The organism is Blastococcus sp. MG754426, from assembly GCF_021699055.1.
In the GTDB taxonomy this organism is placed as follows: domain Bacteria; phylum Actinomycetota; class Actinomycetes; order Mycobacteriales; family Geodermatophilaceae; genus Blastococcus.
Map to the genome: position 1 here is coordinate 44271 of NZ_SSXC01000017.1, position 15807 is coordinate 60077.

Genomic DNA, 15807 nt, shown 5'->3' on the forward strand with positions numbered 1-15807 from the left:
CACCTCCCGCCCGGGGCTGTGATTGGCTGTCGGCCCACCCGCCGGTCCCCGAGGAAGTGCGATGTCGATCCTCTCCAGCCTCGCCGAGGCGCTGGTCAGCGCGCGCATCGAGGTCGTCGACCTCACCGCGCCCCTGTCGGCGGAGACGCCGGTCATCCAGCTGCCCGAGCAGTTCGCCCAGACGGCGCGCTTCGAGCTGGAGGAGCTGAGCCGGTACGACGACCGCGGCCCGGCCTGGTACTGGAACAACTTCCGCACCGGCGAGCACACGGGCACGCACTTCGACGCACCCAACCACTGGGTCACCGGCCGGGACGGCGACGACGTCGCCTCCGTGCCGCCGGCGCGGCTGATCGCCCCGGCCGTCGTCCTCGACTTCTCCGAGCAGGCCGCCGCCGACCCCGACTTCCTGCTCGAGGTCGAGCACGTGCGCGCGTGGGAGGCCGAGCACGGGCCGCTGCCCGAGGGTGGCTGGCTGCTGTTCCGCACCGGCTGGGACGCCCGCTCGGCCTCCCAGCAGGAGTTCCTCAACGCCGACGAGACCGGCCCGCACACCCCGGGTCTGTCGGCCGAGTGCGCGCGCTGGCTGGCCGAGGAGTCGCCGGTGCTGGGGCTCGGCGTGGAGACGGTCGGCACCGACGCCGGCGCGGCCCACTCCTTCGACCCGCCGTTCCCCTGCCACGCGGCGCTGATGGGCAGCGGCAAGTACGGGCTGACCCAGCTGCAGAACCTCGCCCTCCTGCCGCCCACCGGCGCGCTGCTGGTGGCCGCCCCGCTGCCCATCGTCTCGGGCTCCGGGTCGCCGTCCCGCGTGCTGGCGCTGGTCGAGCGGGGATGAGCGGCGCGACCGGGCGCACCGTCGCGCAGGCGGTCGGGGAGAACCTCGTCGCGCGCGGGGTCGAGGCGGTGTTCGGCGTCGTCGGCTCGGGCAACTTCGTGGCGACCAACGCGATGGTCGCCGCCGGCGCCCGGTACGTCGCCGCCCGCCACGAGGGCGGGGCGGCCACGATGGCCGACGCGCACACGCGGGTCACCGGCCGCCCGGCGGTGCTCAGCCTGCACCAGGGCTGCGGGCTGACCAACGCGCTCACCGGCATCACCGAGGCGGCCAAGAGCCGCACCCCGCTGGTGGTGCTCACGGCGGAGGCGACGTCGCCGCGGTCGAACTTCTTCGTCGACCAGCCGGCGCTGGCCGCGGCGGTCGGCGCGATCTCCCTGCGCGCGACCTCCGCGGACGACGCGGTGGCGGTGGCCGCGGCCGCCGTCGACACCGCGCGGCTGGAGCGTCGCACGGTCGTGCTCAACCTGCCGCTGGACGTGCAGGCCCTCCCGGCCGGGGACGCCGTGCCCCCGCCGGTGCCCACGGCCCCGCGGGTCCACCCCGACGAGGCGGCGGTCGCGCGCCTGGCCGGCGCGCTGCGGGGCGCCCGGCGGCCGGTGTTCGTGGCCGGCCGCGGCGCGCGGGCGGCCCGCGTCGCGCTGGAGGGGCTGGCCGAGCGCTGCGGCGCCCTGCTGGCCACCTCGGCGGTGGCCAAGGGGCTGTTCCGCGGCAGCGAGTGGGACCTCGACGTCTCCGGCGGGTTCGCCACCCCGCTGGCCGCCGAGCTCGTCTCGGGGGCCGACCTGATCGTGGGCTGGGGCTGCCAGCTCAACATGTGGACGATGCGCCACGGCCGGCTGATCGCCGCGGACGCCGTCGTGGTGCAGGTCGACGACGAGGAGCCGGCGATCGGCGCCCAGCGCGAGGTGGCGTTCGGCGTCGTCGGCGACGTGGGCGCCACCGCCGAGGCGGTCACCGCGGTGCTGGGCGCCGAGGCCGCGGGCGGCTACCGCACGCCCGAGGTGCGGGCGGCGATCGCCGCCCGCGGGCGCTGGCGGGACGAGCCGTTCCCCGACGGGGACGGCGACCGGATCGACCCGCGCGCGCTCACCGCGGCCCTGGACGACCTGCTGCCCGCCGAGCGCGTGGTCGCCGTCGACTCGGGCAACTTCATGGGCTACCCGAGCATGTTCCTCGACGTCCCCGACGAGCAGGGGTTCTGCTTCACCCAGGCGTTCCAGTCGGTCGGGCTGGGCCTGGCGACGGCGATCGGTGCGGCGCTGGCCCGCCCCGACCGGCTGCCGGTGGCCGCGCTCGGCGACGGCGGGGCGCTCATGGGCGCCGCGGAGCTCGAGACGGTGGTCCGGCTCGGCCTGCCGATGGTCGTGGTGGTCTACGACGACGCCGGCTACGGCGCCGAGGTGCACCACTTCGGCCCGGACGGCCACCCGCTGGACACCGTCCGGTTCCCCGAGACCGACTTCGCCGCCGTCGCGCGCGGGCACGGGTACGACGCGGTCACCGTCCGGGGGCGCGACGACCTCGACGGCGTCGCCGCCTGGCTGGCCGGGCCCCGGACCGCGCCGCTGCTGGTCGACGCCAAGGTCACCCGCGAGCGGCCGTCCTGGTGGCTCGAGGAGGCGTTCCGCGGCCACTGACCGGCCTGCCGGGCGACCGGGAGGGCGGCTACCAGGCGGTCGTCGCCTGGAGCACCGCCTCGGTGAGGGCGCGGGTGCGCAGGCCGGTCACCTGCTGGTACTCGGGGTCGGCGACCATGCGGCTGAACGCCTCGCGCGAGGGGTAGCGGACCAGCAGCACCGCGTCCCAGTCCTGCCCGGACTCGGCCACCAGCGGGGTGGAGCCGCTGCCGGCGTAGAGCACCTCGCCGCCGTAGCGGGGCAGGAACGTGGTGGACAGGGCGTCGGCGTACTGCGCGTAGAGCTCCCGACCACCCTCGGCGAACCGGAGCAGGTTGAGCATCACGACGGGGCCGCCGGGGTCCTCCTGGAGGTAGCGCTTCAGGTCCGCACCGCGTGGATCGATCGCCATGCCGGCACGCTACCGGTCCCGGTCCTCGGGGCGGGCGGCGTACCTGCAGGTCGGCGCACCGGTCCGGTCGCGGTCAGGGCCAGCCCTGCTCGTGCAACGGGGTGACGGTCACCTCGTTGAGCACCAGCTCACCCGGTGCCTGCACCAGCCACGCCACCAGCTCCGCGACGCGCTCGGGCGGGAGCGCGTCGCGGGGGTCGGGCGCGTCCCCGACGCCGGCCGGCCGGCGCGCCGAGGGATCCCAGACCCCCCACGACGTCGCCATCGCACCCGGGTACAGGACGCAGGCGCGGATGCCGTGCGCGCGGCCCTCGGCGGCGAGCGCCTGGGTGAAGCCGGTGAGCGCGAACTTCGACGAGCAGTAGGCCGCGGCGTCGGCCCAGCCGCGGCGGCCGGCGACCGAGGACACGGTGACGATCGTGCCGCCCCCCGCCCGGCGCATCGCCGGGAACACCGCCCGGCTCAGCAGGAACGGGGCCCGGAGGTTCACCGCGAGGACCCGGTCCCAGTCCTCCACCGTGGTCGACGCGACCGGCCCGGGCGCATCCGTGGCCGCCGCGTTGACCAGGACGTCGGCCCGCCCCCAGCGGGTCAGGACCTCCTCGGCGGCGGCCCGGGTCGCCGCCGCGTCGGCGAGGTCGACCGCGCAGGTCAGCGCCGTACCACCGGCACGCTCGACCTCCGCGGCGACGGCCCCGAGGTCCTCGGCGCCCCGGGCGAGGAGGGCGACGCGGTGGCCGTCGGCGGCCAGCCGGAGCGCCACTGCCCGGCCCAGCCCGCTGCTGGCCCCGGTCACCACGGCCACGCGGTCGGTACCGGTGCCGCTCATGCGCCCTCCCGTCCGGCCGCGGCCCACCGCGGCACCAGGGGTCCCTACCCGCGGTCCGTTCCCGCAGTCCCCGGAGAGCGGGGGTGCGCACCGCCCCGTGGGGTAGGGGGTGCAGATGCGCACCGATGCAGAGGCACGGCAGGCGAGCATCCGGCTCCGGGACGGCCGGACGCTCGCCTGGGCCGAGCACGGCGACCCCGACGGGTGGCCGGTGCTGGGGTGCCACGGCTCGCCGAGCTCCCGGTTGGAGCGGCACGTCGAGGACCCGGCGGACTACCGGCGGTGGGGGGTGCGGTTCATCGTGCCCGACCGCCCCGGCTTCGGGCGCTCGGACCCGCACCCCGGCCGCCGGGTCGCGGACTGGCCCGACGACGTCGCCCAGCTGCTGGACCACCTCGGCGTCGAGCGGTGCGCGGCGCTGAGCCTCTCCGGGGGTGCCGCCTACGCGCTGGCCTGCGCGCACGCCCTCGGCGACCGGGTGACGACCGTGGGCATCCTCGGCGGCGCGCCCCCGCCGGACGTCCCGTGGCCGTGGCCCCGCTGGATCCCCGGGCAGCTCCGCGCCGCGGTGCACCGCCCGGGCCGGCTGGCGGCGGTGCTGCGGCCGGTGTTCGCGCCGATCGGGCTGCGGCCGGCGATGATCCCGCGCTACCTGCAGCTGCGCCTCAACGCCGCCGACCGCCGGGTGATCGGGCGCCCCGCCGTCCGGCGGGTCCTGGCCGACACCTTCACCGAGGGGCTGCGCAACGGCAGCGGGGTGCTCGCCGAGGACCGCGCCCTGCTGTTCCGGCCGTGGGGCTTCCCGCTGGCGGAGATCGGCCAGCAGGTGCACGTCTGGCACGGCACGCAGGACTGGCAGGTGCCCGTCGTGCTCGGGCAGGTGCTGAGCGCGATGCTGCCCCGGTGCTCGGCGCGCTGGCTGCCCGGGGAGGGGCACTTCCTCGTCTTCGACCACGCCGAGGAGGTGTACGCGGCGCTCCGGCCCTGAGCCGCGTCAGGCCAGCTGGGCGGCCACCAGCGGTTCCAGCGTGGCGCGCGGGTGCCGCTGCTGCAGGATGCGCAGGGCCCACTTGTCGGGGAACAGCGCCAGCAGCTCCCCGCTGGGTCGCTGCACCACCTCGACCCCGCCGGACGAGGCGATCAGCGGCAGCGACTCCTCGTCGGTGCGCATCGCCAGGCTGTAGGGCAGCCGGTCCAGCGCGACCGGGGCGTTGAACTCGTGCTCCATGCGGTGGGTGGCCACCTCGAACTGCATGGGGCCCACGACGGCCAGCACGGGGGAGCCGTCGCCGCGGCGCTCGGAGCGGAGCACCTGCACCACGCCCTCGGAGTCCAGCTGCTCGATCCCCTTGCGGAACTGCTTGTGCTTGGCGGTGTCACGGCTGCGGACGACGGCGAAGTGCTCGGGCGCGAACGTGGTCAGCGGCGGGAAGGCGACCGGCCGCTCGGTGAACAGCGTGTCGCCGACGCCGAGGGCCGAGGCGTTGACCAGGCCGACGACGTCGCCGGGGTAGGCGACGTCGACGCTCTCCCGCTCGCGGCCGAACACCTGCTGGGCGTACTTCGTGGCGAACGGGCGGCCGGTGCGGCCGTGGGTGACCACCATGCCCCGCTCGAACACCCCCGAGCAGATGCGGATGTAGGCGAGCCGGTCGCGGTGAGCGGCGTCCATCCCCGACTGCACCTTGAACACGAAGGCGCTGAACGGCTGGTCCAGGCCGCGCACCGCGCCGTCGGCGTCCGGGCGTCCCGTGGGGGCGGGGGCGAGGTCGACCAGCGTGTCCAGCAGCGCCCCGACGCCGAAGTTGGAGACGGCGGAGGCGAACAGCACCGGCGTGGTGACCCCGCCGAGGAAGGACTCCTGGTCGTGCTCGGCGCCGGTGGCCTCGAGCAGCTCGGCCTCCTCGACCGCCTGTGCCCAGACCTCGCCCTCCCGGGCGGTGGCCTCGGCCGCCGTCAGCTGTTCCTCCGGGGCGATGGTCGCGCCGCCGGCGGTGCGGGTGAAGCGGCGGAAGGTGCCGTCGCGGCGGTCCAGGACGCCGCGGAAGTCGCCCGCGATGCCCACCGGCCAGGTCAGCGGGGTGGGGGTCAGGCCGGTGCGCTCGGCGATCTCGTCCATCAGCTCCAGGGCGTCCTTGCCCGGCCGGTCCCACTTGTTGACCACGGTGACGATCGGGATGCCTCGGTGCTTGCAGACGGCGAACAGCTTCATCGTCTGGGTCTCCAGGCCCTTCGCGGCGTCGACCAGCATCACGGCGGCGTCGACGGCGGTGAGCACCCGGTAGGTGTCCTCGGAGAAGTCGGCGTGGCCGGGGGTGTCGAGCAGGTTGACCACCGCGTCCCGGTACTCGAACTGCAGCGCCGCGGAGGTGATGGAGATGCCGCGGGCGCGCTCCATGTCCATCCAGTCCGACACGGTGCCCCGCCGGCCGGCCTTGCCGTGCACCGCGCCGGCCTGCCCGATGACGCGGGCGTGCAGGGCCAGGGCCTCGGTGAGTGTGGACTTGCCGGCGTCGGGGTGGCTGATCACGGCGAAGGTGCGCCGCCGCGCGGCCTCGGCGACCGCTGCCCGGCCGGTGCGGTCGACGTCGGCGGCGGGTGGGGCGGCACTCACGGTGGTTCTCCTCGGGGTCCGTGGGCGCGCAGGTCCTTCAGACGGCGGCCCGGGGGTGCTCCGGGACACCGGGCGGGCGAGCTACCAACGGGCCGGCCGGCGGCGTCCGAGCACGCTCAACGCTACAGGCGTCAGCCGACGTAGCCGCCGCGCATGTCGCCGACGACCAGCGGCCGGTCGAGGGTGGAGGGCTCCAGCCGCTGCCGCGGCCGGTCGCCCGGGAAGACGCCGGCTGCCGCCAGCACGTCCGGGTCGAGGAACCGGGTGGGCGGGGCCTCCGGGGAGAGGACGAGGTCCGGCGGCCGCTGCCCCTGCTCGGCCAGGGCGAACCCCCAGTCGCCGAAGCTCGGCACGTGCACGTGGTACGGCGTCGCCGCCAGCCCGGCCGCCTCCAGGGTGGAGACGGTCCGCCAGTACGCGTCCGGCGTCGAGTACGGGCTGCCGGCCTGCACGGTGACCAGCCCGCCCGGCGCCAGGGCGGCCGAGACCAGGCCGTAGAACTCGGTGGAGTACAGCCGCCCGAGCACCGGGGTGTCGGGGTCGGGCATGTCCACGACCACGGCGTCGAAGCCGGTCGCGGCCGGGGAGCGCAGCCAGCGGAACGCGTCGTCCACGACCACCCGCACGCGCGGGTCGTCGAGCGCGCCGGCGTTGAGCGCGGCCAGCCGGGTGCGGGCCAGGCGGACGACCTCGGGGTCGAGCTCCACCTGGACCACCTCGCGCACCGAGGGGTGGCGCAGCACCTCCCGCGCGGCGAGCCCGTCACCGCCGCCCAGGACCAGCACCCGGGCGGGGTCGCGGGCCAGCACGGGGTGCACCAGCGACTCGGTGTACCGGTGCTCGTCGCGGCTGGAGAACTGCAGGTCGCCGTCCAGGTAGAGCCGGAGGTCGCCGGAGCGCTCGGTCAGCACCACCTCCTGGTACGCGGAGCGCTCGGCGTGCACGACCGGGTCGGCGTACAGCCGCTGCCGCGCGGTCGTCTCGATGTCCCGGGCCTGCAGGAGGAGCGCGCCGAGCAGCAGGGCCGCGGCGAGCAGCGCACCGGTGGCCGCGCGCCGCGCCCGGCGCGTCATCTGCCGCCGGAGCAGCAGGCCGCACACCACCGCGGCGGCGAGCAGGTTGACCAGGCCGGTGATCGCCGCGCCGCGCACCTGGCCGGTCAGCGGCAGCAGCAGGAAGGGCCAGGCCAGCCCGCCGAGCAGCGCACCGGCGTAGTCCGCGGCGTTGAGGTCGGCGAGCACCGTGCCGCTGCCCTCGGCGTCGATGCCCTCGCGCCCGGTCTGCAGCAGCGTCATCAGCAGCGGCACCTCGGCGCCGACCAGGATCCCCAGGACGGCGGTCGCGGCGAGCAGCACGGCGGTGCTCGTGCCGTAGAAGGAGAACGACACGTACAGCGTGACGGCGCTGAGCCCCCCGGCGACGCCGAGCAGGATCTCGACCGCGACGAAGGTGGTCGCGGCGTGCGGCAGGAACGGCTTGACCAGCAGCGCGCCGGCGCCCAGCGCGGCGACGAAGCCGGCGACGATGAGCGAGGTCTGGGTGATGCCCCCGCCGACGAGGCTGGCCGACAGGGTCAGCAGCACCAGCTCGTAGACCAGCCCGCAGGCCGCGCAGACGGCGACGGCGGCCAGCAGCAGCGGCCGCGAGCGCACGGCGCCACCGCCCCGGGTGCGCGCCGGGCCGGCCACCCGCTCCGCCGACGTCGTCACGGCGTCACGACAGCGCGGCGGCGTTCACCGCGCCGATGGCCACCAGGCTGATGCCGACGGCCCAGGCCGAGCCGCGCATCCGGGGCTCGTTCACCAGGGCGCGCACGTCGGTCGGGATGACCGCGTCGAGCAACCGCAGGGCGACGGCCTGCAGCACCACCCCGACCAGCCCGTAGACGGCGGCGTCGACGAGGCCCTGGCCGAGGCTGTCGGCGCTGGTCATGATCGCGGTGACGACGATGATCGCCAGGGCGATGTGGTTGGCACCCAGCAGGATCGCCGCGTTCGGGTTGTGGTCGGTGTAGACCTGGGTGCGCAGGTTCCCGGGCGTGAGCAGGTCCAGCGCGAGGAAGCCGAGCGCGAGCACGCCGACGCCGATGCCGAACCAGAGCAGCGTCGCCAGGACGCCGTCGAGCAGCGCCCCGCCCTCGACCGTGCCGAACTCGAGGGCCTGCCAGGTCGTGGTCACGTCGGGAACTCTCCTGAGGTCGGGGTGGGGGAGCAGCGGATCACTTGCCGTCGCCCGGGCCGCCGCCGCCACCGGTGCCGGCGGGTGAGCCGGGGCGGAAGCCGGGGCCGAGGAAGGCGAAGAAGCCGCTGCGGTAGCGGCCGTCGAGGTCCTCCACCCGCACGGTGCTGCCGCCGGCGGCCGCGCTCACCACGACGATGTCGTCGTCGTAGCGGAGGTACTCGTTGCCGCCGTCGGCCTGCCGCTCGGCGGGCCGCACCGCGTCGGCGATCGCCGCGGTCGTGGTGCCCACCGGGTCGGGCGAGGCGTAGACCCAGGTGTCGTCCACGGTGCTGGTCCGCTCGTAGGTGTCGTCGAGGAAGTCGCGCACCCGCGTGCCGCTGCCGCACCCGGCGAGCAGGACGGCGGCGAGCAGGAGCGCCGCCAGCCGGCGGGCCGGGCTCACGGCACCCACCTCGTGCGCGTCGTGACCAGCTCGCCGGAGTCGCCGGCCGGGTAGAGGTGCCAGGTCTGCCAGGCCCAGCCGCCGTCCAGCGGCTGCGCGGTCAGGGCGGTCAGCGCGTCGGCCGCGCCGGGGAAGGCGCCGCACAGCCACGCCGGGTCGCCGGCGGCCCGGGCACGCAACCGCGCCGCCGTCGCGTCGAGCTCCGCGCGCGTCGCGGTGGTGGTGGCCGCGGTGAACGCATAGCCGCCCGAGCGCTGCTCCGCCGGGAGCGGGCGGCCCCCCGCGGCGACGGCGTCGCACGACACCTCCTCGGTGAGCCGGTGACCGCGGACCTCGGCGGCGACCACGTGCGAGGCGCCCAGCACGCCGAGGACCACCGAGGCGCCCGCCGCACCGGGCAGCCGCAGCTGCGCCAGCGGGGTGGGGGCCGGCCCGTCGAGCAGCAGCCCCAGGGCACCGGCGGAGACGTCGCGGGGGGCGATGTCCAGCTGGTGCAGGCTCATGTCCCGGGCGTCCGGTGGTAGACGGTCAGCTCGCCACGGCTGACGGCCCGGCCCGTGGAGACCTCCCACGACTGGGTCGGCGCCCAGCGCTCGAAGGCGATCAGCCCGGTCCGGTCCGCCGTCGCGTAGTCGGCGTAGTCCACGGTGCCGCTGGGCGGGGTGCCGGTCGTGCCCTCGGCGGTGTACGAGGCGCGGCCCCGCTCGACCTGCCGGTGCACGCGGTCGTCCAGGACCACGTCGCCGTCGGGGGTCAGGTTCGTGCCCTCGCGACGCATCCACAGCGTCATCTCGAGGTCGCCCTCGTCGTCCTCCACGGTGAGCCAGCGGCGGCCGGTCGACCCGTCGAGCAGGTGCTCGCGCCAGGTCATCCCGCCCTCCTCCAGCACGATCGTGCCGCGGACGACGTGGTCGATGCCGGCGTAGGTGATCACGTCGCCGACGCCGATGGCGTGCGGGTCGTAGACGTCGGGCTCGTCGGCCAGCGGGTCGACCCGGGCGCGCGGCGCCGCGGCGCGCGCCAGGTTGCGCCGGCGCAGCACGAGCACGACCACGGCGAGCACCGCGAGGACCACGAGGACGACGACCAGCAGGACGAGCAGCACATCGGGCATCGCGGGGCCTCCCGGCGGGGTGCGTTCGGGGGAGAACCTATCGCGCCGGAAGATCGTCCCGGGACCGCGCTGCCCCGGCCCGGTGCGGCCCGCGGCAGCGGGGCTCAGCCGCCGGTGGCGCGCGCGCCCGCGGGCTCGGTCCGGTCGGCGTCGTCCGCCGGCTCCTCCGCCGGACCGGCGGCGCTGTTGCCGTGGAACGCCGTCTGCGGGGCGGCGGGACCGCCGGGGCGCCGCCCGGTCCGGTCGGCGGCGAGCGCCTCGGGGGCCAGCGCCGGGTCGACCCGGCCCCACTCGGTCTCGACGTCGGTGAGCAGGGCCTCCAGGTAGGCGCGCAGCTGCGCCCGGCACGCCTGGGCGAACGCCTTCAGGAACGCCACCTGCTCCTCCAGCTCGGCGGCGGTGCGCTGCCCGGCGGCGTCGCCGTCCCCGCCGGTCGGCACGCTGAGGCGCGCGGCGGCCTCCTGCGCCGCCTGCATGATCGCACCGGCGTTCTCGCGCGCCAGCCGCAGCTGCTCCTCGTACTGGTCGCGGGCCTCGGCCGTCATCTGCCGGCTGAAGTCCTCGGCCTCGGCGACGTACTCGTCGGCGGTCTGCTGGGCGCTGGCGAGGATCTTCACCGCCTGCTCGCTGGGCGGCTCGGGCACCGTGGCGCCCGACAGGCGCTGCTCCAGCTCGGTGACCCGGTGCCGCAGCTCGTCGCGCTCGCCCACGAGGCTGCCCACCTCCGCGGCCACCATGTCGCGGAAGCGGTCGACCTCGGCCTGGTCGTAGCCGGGGTGCAGCATCGAACCGGAGGTGAACCGGGCGCCGCGGATCTGCTCCGGCGTCAGCCGCCGGGCGGCCCCTCCGTTCCCGGACGTCTCGGTGGTGGTCATTCGGTCACCTTCCCCTCGGCACTGGGCCCCGGTCGGCTGGGGGCGAACACCTCGCTGCGCACCCGCTCCCGCGGCACGCCGTGCCCCAGGAGCCCCTCGACGGTCGCCTCCACCATCGGGGCCGGGCCGGCGACGTACACCTCCCGGCTGAGCCACGGCCCGTGCCGGAGGACGACGTCCCCGACGTCGCCGTGCTCCAGCCGGGACAGGTCGTCGTCCGACACCGCGCACGTCACGTCCAGCCACGGGTGGGCGGCCTGCAGCTCCGCGATCGCCGCGCGGTCGTAGAGGTGGTCCTCGGCGCGGGCGCCCACGAAGAGGTCGACCCGGCGGGCCGGACCCTGCCGGGCCACCTGGTCGACGAGCGCCTTGAGCGGCGCCAGGCCCATGCCGCCGGCGACGAGCAGCAGGTCGCGGTCGGAGTCGGCGGCCAGCGTCAGCTCGCCCAGCGGCGGGCCCAGCCGCACGAGGTCGCCCACCTCGGTGCTACGGACGAGCGCGGTGCTGACCGGGCCGCCGGGGCGCGCCTTCACGTGCAGCTCCAGCGTGCCGTCGTCGCGGGGCGCGTTGGCGGGGGAGTAGTAGCGCCACAGCCGCGGACGGCGGTCGATCTCCAGCGACATCGACTGCCCGGGCAGGTAGTTCACCGGCACCTCGGGCCGTAGCTGCAGCACGGCCACGTCGATCGCCCGCCGCTCGTGCGCCACCACCTCGGCCCGCCAGGTCGCGGGCTGGTCGGCGGACTCCTCGGCGCCCTGGATCATCACCGAGGCGACGAGCTCGTAGGCCTCGGTCCAGGTGCGGGCGCGGTGCTCGTCCCACTCGTCGTCGAAGTGCTCCAGCGTCGCGAGCAGGCTGGGCATGACCGCCGGGTAGTGCGCGGGCAGGGTGCCGAACTTGCGGTGGTCGTGGCCGAGCTGCTTGAGGATCGGCACCAGCGCGTCGAGGTCGTCGACGTGCGACACGACCTCGCCGAGGGCGTGGAAGAACCGGTCGCGCTGGTGGGCCATCGAGACGGGGAACATCGCCCGGGTCTCGGGGTGGCTGAGGAACAGGTGCGAGTAGAAGTACAGGGGGGCCTCGTCGCCGGTGGCCGCCGCCTTGGCGAAGCTGGCCCGCATCGCGGCGATGTCCATCCGTGCGTGCCTCCTCGCGGCGGTTGCGTCCGTCCCGGCGAGCGCTCACCGGCACCGGTCCGCGACGACCCCGGAGCGCTCCGCTCTGCCCTTCCCCGGCGCGCTCGCCGCCACACGGCCCGCCCGGAGGTTTCTGGCGCGCCCGTTGCGGACGGGGGCAGAAAACTCGCTCGCCGCCGATGAGCCGGGCGGGCAGAGTCGGTCTCCACCACGAGGAGACCGCACGACGCGAACCCGGGTGAGGTACCCATGCCGCTGCACGCACCCCTGGCCGTCGAGGCCACGGCGCTGACCAAGTCCTACGGGGCGACGACCGCGGTGGACGGGCTGGACCTCGCCGTGCCGGCGGGCACCGTCTACGGCGTGCTCGGCCCCAACGGGGCGGGAAAGACCACGACCATCCGCATGCTCGCCACGCTCATCAGGCCCGACTCGGGGAGCGCGCGGGTGCTCGGCCACGACGTCGTCACCGAGGCCGACGCCGTGCGCGCGGAGGTGAGCCTGACCGGCCAGCTGGCCTCGGTGGACGAGGAGCTGACCGGCCGCGAGAACCTGGTGCTGCTCGGCCGGCTCCTCGGGCTCTCCCGCGCGGGGGCGCGGGCCCGCGCCGACGAGCTGCTGGAGGCGTTCGGGATCGCCACGGCCGCCGGCAGGCTGGTCAAGCACTACTCGGGCGGCATGCGCCGCCGGCTGGACATCGCGGCGAGCATCGTCGTCACCCCGCGGCTGATGTTCCTCGACGAGCCGACCACCGGGCTCGACCCGCGCTCGCGGAACCAGGTCTGGGAGATCGCCCGCGCGCTGGTCGCCGGGGGCACCACGATCCTGCTCTGCACGCAGTACCTGGAGGAGGCCGACCAGCTCGCCGACGGCATCGCGGTCATCGACCACGGCCGGGTGATCGCCGAGGGCACGCCGGCGCAGCTCAAGGCGTCGGTGGGCACGGGGGCGCTGCACGTGCGGCTGCTCGACCCCGACCGCCGGCCCGACGCGGCCGGCGTGCTGGAGCGCGCGCTCGGCCCGGTCTCCCTGCAGCCGGACCCGGCGGTGCTCTCGGCCACCTGCCCCGACCCCGCCCGGGCCGCCGCCGCGGTGGCCGAGCTGGCCCGGACCGGCATCGGCCTCGCCCACTTCTCGCTGGACCAGCCCAGCCTGGACGAGGTGTTCCTGGCGCTCACCGGGCGCGGCGCCGAGGAGCCGCCCGGATCCGCCCCCACCTTCGAGGAGCAGACGTCATGACCACCCTCACCACGGACGCCGACACCGCGGCGGTGCGCCGGGCGATCGCCGGCACGGAGCGGCCGCCACGACCCGGGCCGCTGCAGGCGGCGCTGACCTTCGGCTGGCGCGGCATGCTGAAGGTCAAGCACGTGCCCGAGCAGTTGCTCGACGTGACCGTCACGCCGGTGATGTTCCTGCTGATGTTCACCTACCTGTTCGGCGGCGCCATCGCCGGCTCCACCAGCGCGTACCTGGACTACACGCTGCCCGGGCTGCTGGTCATGTCGGTGCTGTTCACCACCGTCTACTCCGGCGTCGCGCTCAACACCGACCTGACCAAGGGCGTCGTCGACCGGTTCCGCTCGCTGCCGATCTGGCGCCCGGCACCGCTGCTGGGCTCGCTGCTCGGCGACAGCGTCCGGTACGTCGTGGCCGGCACGGTGATCATCGTCGTCGGCGTGCTGCTGGGCTACCGGCCGGACGCCGGGGTGTCCGGTGCCGTCGCCGCGCTCGCCCTCGTGGTGGTCTTCTCGTTCGGGCTGTCGTGGGCGTTCTCGGTGCTCGGCCTGCTCCTGCGCAGCCCCAACGCGGTCATGAACGCGGGTTTCATGGGCATCTTCCCGCTGACGTTCCTGTCCAACGTCTTCGTCGACCCGGCCACGCTGCCCGGGCCGCTGCAGGCGTTCGTCGACGTCAACCCCATCTCGATCCTGGCGACGGCGTCGCGGTCGCTCATGGCCGGGGAGCCCGACGTGCCGGCGATCCTCGTCTCGCTGGCGGTGGCCGCGGCCCTGGCGCTGGTGTTCCTGCCGATCACCACGCGGCTGTACCGGAGCCGCTGAACCTCAGGCGGCGCGCGCTCCTGCCGTGGCCGGGACGGGCGCCGACCGCGGGATCGCCAGGCCGCCGACCAGGCCGGCGGCGAGGACGGCGGTGCTCACGCCGAACGCCACCTGGAAGCCGGCCACGTCGGTGAGCCAGCCCGCGACCAGGGGGCCGGCGATGGCGCCGAGGTCGGCCGACATCTGGAACACGGCGACGACGCGGCCACCCCGGCCGCCGCTGAGGTCGCCGACCAGCGCCGCCGGTGCGCTGGCCAGCAGCGAGGCACCCAACCCGAAGACCGCCATCGAGACCAGGAAGGCCCAGGTCGCCGGGGGCAGCACCAGCACCGCCATGGCCGCGGTCGCCAGCGCCGCCCCGAGGACGAGCGAGGGCCGCCGTCCCCACGCGTCGACGAGCCGGCCGGAGCGGAGCAGCCCCAGCGCCTGGGCCAGCGAGCCGGCCAGCAGTCCGGCCCCGGCCCAGGCCACCGTGCGCCCCAGCTCCTCGGTGACGTAGAGCGGCACGAGCGAGTTGCGGACGCCGAACAGCACCCAGCCGACGCCGAAGTTGGCCACCAGCGCGGCCAGGTAGACGCGGGAGCGCAGGGCGCTGCCCAGCCGGACCGGGCCGGCGTCGAGGTCCGGCCCGGCGACGTCGGCCGCCGCGGGCGCCGCGGGGTCGGGCTCGGCGGTGCGCAGCAGCGCGATGCCGACCGCGCCGGCGACCAGCAGGAAGCCGGCGTAGAGGAAGAACGGCAGCCGCGGGGAGAGCTCCGCGAGCAGCCCGCCGGCGGCGGGGCCGGCGATGCCGCCGAGGATGAAGCCGCCCTGCCAGGTGGCGGCGGCCCGGCCGCGGTGCGACGGCGGGGCCACCCGCAGCAGCAGCGACAGCGCGGCCACGGTGAACATGGCGCTGCCGATGCCACCCGCGGCGCGCAGCCCCAGGAAGAGGGGGAACGAGCCGGCGAGCCCGGCGAGCCCCGTGGTGACGGCGACGATCACCAGGCCGGAGGCGAGCACCAGGCGCTCGCCGAACCGCTCGACCAGGGTGCCGCCGCTGAAGGCGGAGACGAAGCGGAAGAACGCGAAGGCGCTCACCGCCAGGCCGACGGCGGTGGTCCCCACCCCGAAGGAGCGGGCGAACAGCGGGATCGCCGGCGCGACGATGCCGAAGCCGAGGGCCACGACGAAGGCGATGACCGCCAGGACCCTGACCTCGCGGGGCAGCCCGCCCCCCGTCCCGACCCGCACGAGAGGCGATCGTCCCACGCCCGGCCCGCGCGGCCGCCGCCGAGGTCCCGGCGTGCGGGCGGCCGGGCCGCCCGCACGCCGGAGTGCTGTCAGGCGATGCGGCGGGCGAAGGGGGCGTCGCCCATGGAGTTGATCGACGACACCTTCACCGGCACGCCGTAGGTGGAGGCGTGCACCATCTGGCCGTTGCCGATGTACATCCCCACGTGGCTGACCGGCGAGTAGTAGAAGAGCAGGTCGCCGGGCTGCAGCGCCGAGAGGGGCACCGGGGTGCCCATCGTCGACTGCATCCGGCTCGAGTGCGGCAGGCTGATGCCGGCGGCCGCGTAGGCGTACTGCATGAGGCCCGAGCAGTCGAAGGCGTCCGGCCCGGCGGCCGCCCACACGTAGGGGTCGCCGATCTGCGCCATGGCCGTGTTCACCGCGGTCTGCGCCGCCCCGCTGCCGCCGG

17 protein-coding genes are annotated in these 15807 nt (G+C 75.9%); 5 read left to right on the top strand and 12 right to left on the bottom strand.

Annotated elements, in window-relative coordinates; translation table 11 throughout:
• Positions 1–61 precede the first annotated feature (61 nt).
• Together E9549_RS08500 and E9549_RS08505 are read left to right on the top strand one after the other, a co-directional pair.
• The gene (locus tag E9549_RS08500) at positions 62–838 is read left to right on the top strand and encodes a cyclase family protein (RefSeq protein ID WP_236826105.1); all 777 of its coding nucleotides are present in this window, start codon (positions 62–64) and stop codon (positions 836–838) included.
• Entirely contained in the window at positions 835–2478 is a 1644-nt protein-coding gene (locus tag E9549_RS08505; RefSeq protein WP_236826106.1) for a thiamine pyrophosphate-binding protein, read from the top strand. The genes E9549_RS08500 and E9549_RS08505 overlap by 4 nt, the downstream gene beginning before the upstream one ends.
• Positions 2479–2506: 28 nt before the next feature.
• Here E9549_RS08505 and E9549_RS08510 read toward each other — a convergent pair whose 3' ends face one another.
• Both E9549_RS08510 and E9549_RS08515 read right to left on the bottom strand, forming a co-directional pair.
• Positions 2507–2869: a DUF1330 domain-containing protein gene (locus E9549_RS08510; RefSeq protein ID WP_236826107.1), complete on the bottom strand. Its 363-nt coding sequence runs from the start codon at positions 2867–2869 to the stop codon at positions 2507–2509.
• A gap of 73 nt (positions 2870–2942) precedes the next feature.
• A complete protein-coding gene (locus E9549_RS08515) occupies positions 2943–3698 on the bottom strand; it encodes an SDR family oxidoreductase (protein WP_236826108.1) in 756 nt (251 codons plus the stop codon).
• A gap of 115 nt (positions 3699–3813) precedes the next feature.
• Here E9549_RS08515 and E9549_RS08520 point away from each other — a divergent pair, with 115 nt between their 5' ends.
• A complete protein-coding gene (locus E9549_RS08520; protein ID WP_236826109.1) occupies positions 3814–4686 on the top strand; it encodes an alpha/beta fold hydrolase in 873 nt (290 codons plus the stop codon).
• A 6-nt stretch (positions 4687–4692) separates the two neighbouring features.
• Here E9549_RS08520 and E9549_RS08525 read toward each other — a convergent pair whose 3' ends face one another.
• The 8 genes from E9549_RS08525 to E9549_RS08560 form a co-directional block, all read right to left on the bottom strand.
• Positions 4693–6312 (bottom strand): peptide chain release factor 3, encoded by a 1620-nt coding sequence (locus E9549_RS08525; RefSeq protein WP_236826110.1) that lies wholly within the window; start codon positions 6310–6312, stop codon positions 4693–4695.
• Between the two features lie 131 nt (positions 6313–6443).
• Positions 6444–8021, bottom strand: coding sequence for a polyamine aminopropyltransferase (locus tag E9549_RS08530; RefSeq protein WP_236826111.1), 1578 nt, complete (start codon positions 8019–8021; stop codon positions 6444–6446).
• A 4-nt stretch (positions 8022–8025) separates the two neighbouring features.
• Positions 8026–8490, bottom strand: coding sequence for a DUF350 domain-containing protein (locus E9549_RS08535; protein ID WP_236826112.1), 465 nt, complete (start codon positions 8488–8490; stop codon positions 8026–8028).
• A gap of 40 nt (positions 8491–8530) precedes the next feature.
• Complete coding sequence (locus E9549_RS08540) at positions 8531–8935, bottom strand: DUF4247 domain-containing protein (RefSeq protein ID WP_236826113.1); 405 nt, start codon at positions 8933–8935, stop codon at positions 8531–8533.
• Positions 8932–9438 (bottom strand): DUF2617 family protein, encoded by a 507-nt coding sequence (locus tag E9549_RS08545; protein ID WP_236826114.1) that lies wholly within the window; start codon positions 9436–9438, stop codon positions 8932–8934. The genes E9549_RS08540 and E9549_RS08545 overlap by 4 nt, the downstream gene beginning before the upstream one ends.
• Positions 9435–10049: a DUF4178 domain-containing protein gene (locus E9549_RS08550; protein ID WP_236826115.1), complete on the bottom strand. Its 615-nt coding sequence runs from the start codon at positions 10047–10049 to the stop codon at positions 9435–9437. The genes E9549_RS08545 and E9549_RS08550 overlap by 4 nt, the downstream gene beginning before the upstream one ends.
• Positions 10050–10153: 104 nt before the next feature.
• Positions 10154–10924 (bottom strand): DivIVA domain-containing protein, encoded by a 771-nt coding sequence (locus E9549_RS08555; protein WP_236826116.1) that lies wholly within the window; start codon positions 10922–10924, stop codon positions 10154–10156.
• On the bottom strand, positions 10921–12060 hold the full coding sequence (locus E9549_RS08560) for a globin domain-containing protein (protein WP_236826117.1): 1140 nt from the start codon (positions 12058–12060) through the stop codon (positions 10921–10923). The genes E9549_RS08555 and E9549_RS08560 overlap by 4 nt, the downstream gene beginning before the upstream one ends.
• 249 nt (positions 12061–12309) lie before the next feature.
• On the opposite strand from E9549_RS08560, the gene E9549_RS08565 reads away from it, so the two are divergent.
• Positions 12310–13299, top strand: a complete 990-nt coding sequence (locus E9549_RS08565) for an ATP-binding cassette domain-containing protein (RefSeq protein ID WP_236826118.1) — start codon at positions 12310–12312, stop codon at positions 13297–13299.
• Positions 13296–14123, top strand: a complete 828-nt coding sequence (locus E9549_RS08570) for an ABC transporter permease (RefSeq protein ID WP_236826119.1) — start codon at positions 13296–13298, stop codon at positions 14121–14123. The genes E9549_RS08565 and E9549_RS08570 overlap by 4 nt, the downstream gene beginning before the upstream one ends.
• A 3-nt stretch (positions 14124–14126) precedes the next feature.
• On the opposite strand, the gene E9549_RS08575 is transcribed toward E9549_RS08570, so the two are convergent.
• Entirely contained in the window at positions 14127–15356 is a 1230-nt protein-coding gene (locus E9549_RS08575) for an MFS transporter (protein ID WP_236826120.1), read from the bottom strand.
• 89 nt (positions 15357–15445) lie between these two features.
• On the bottom strand, positions 15446–15807 hold a 362-nt coding region (locus E9549_RS08580; protein ID WP_236826121.1), incomplete at its 5' end, for a C40 family peptidase.

Coding starts and splice junctions, on each gene's coding strand:
- E9549_RS08565 (WP_236826118.1), top strand. CDS start 12,310: ATGCCGCTGCACGCACCCCTGGCCGTCGAGGCCACGGCGCTGACCAAG.
- E9549_RS08560 (WP_236826117.1), bottom strand. CDS start 12,060: ATGGACATCGCCGCGATGCGGGCCAGCTTCGCCAAGGCGGCGGCCACC.
- E9549_RS08555 (WP_236826116.1), bottom strand. CDS start 10,924: ATGACCACCACCGAGACGTCCGGGAACGGAGGGGCCGCCCGGCGGCTG.
- E9549_RS08505 (WP_236826106.1), top strand. CDS start 835: ATGAGCGGCGCGACCGGGCGCACCGTCGCGCAGGCGGTCGGGGAGAAC.
- E9549_RS08515 (WP_236826108.1), bottom strand. CDS start 3,698: ATGAGCGGCACCGGTACCGACCGCGTGGCCGTGGTGACCGGGGCCAGC.
- E9549_RS08510 (WP_236826107.1), bottom strand. CDS start 2,869: ATGGCGATCGATCCACGCGGTGCGGACCTGAAGCGCTACCTCCAGGAG.
- E9549_RS08520 (WP_236826109.1), top strand. CDS start 3,814: ATGCGCACCGATGCAGAGGCACGGCAGGCGAGCATCCGGCTCCGGGAC.
- E9549_RS08545 (WP_236826114.1), bottom strand. CDS start 9,438: ATGAGCCTGCACCAGCTGGACATCGCCCCCCGCGACGTCTCCGCCGGT.
- E9549_RS08570 (WP_236826119.1), top strand. CDS start 13,296: ATGACCACCCTCACCACGGACGCCGACACCGCGGCGGTGCGCCGGGCG.
- E9549_RS08550 (WP_236826115.1), bottom strand. CDS start 10,049: ATGCCCGATGTGCTGCTCGTCCTGCTGGTCGTCGTCCTCGTGGTCCTC.
- E9549_RS08500 (WP_236826105.1), top strand. CDS start 62: ATGTCGATCCTCTCCAGCCTCGCCGAGGCGCTGGTCAGCGCGCGCATC.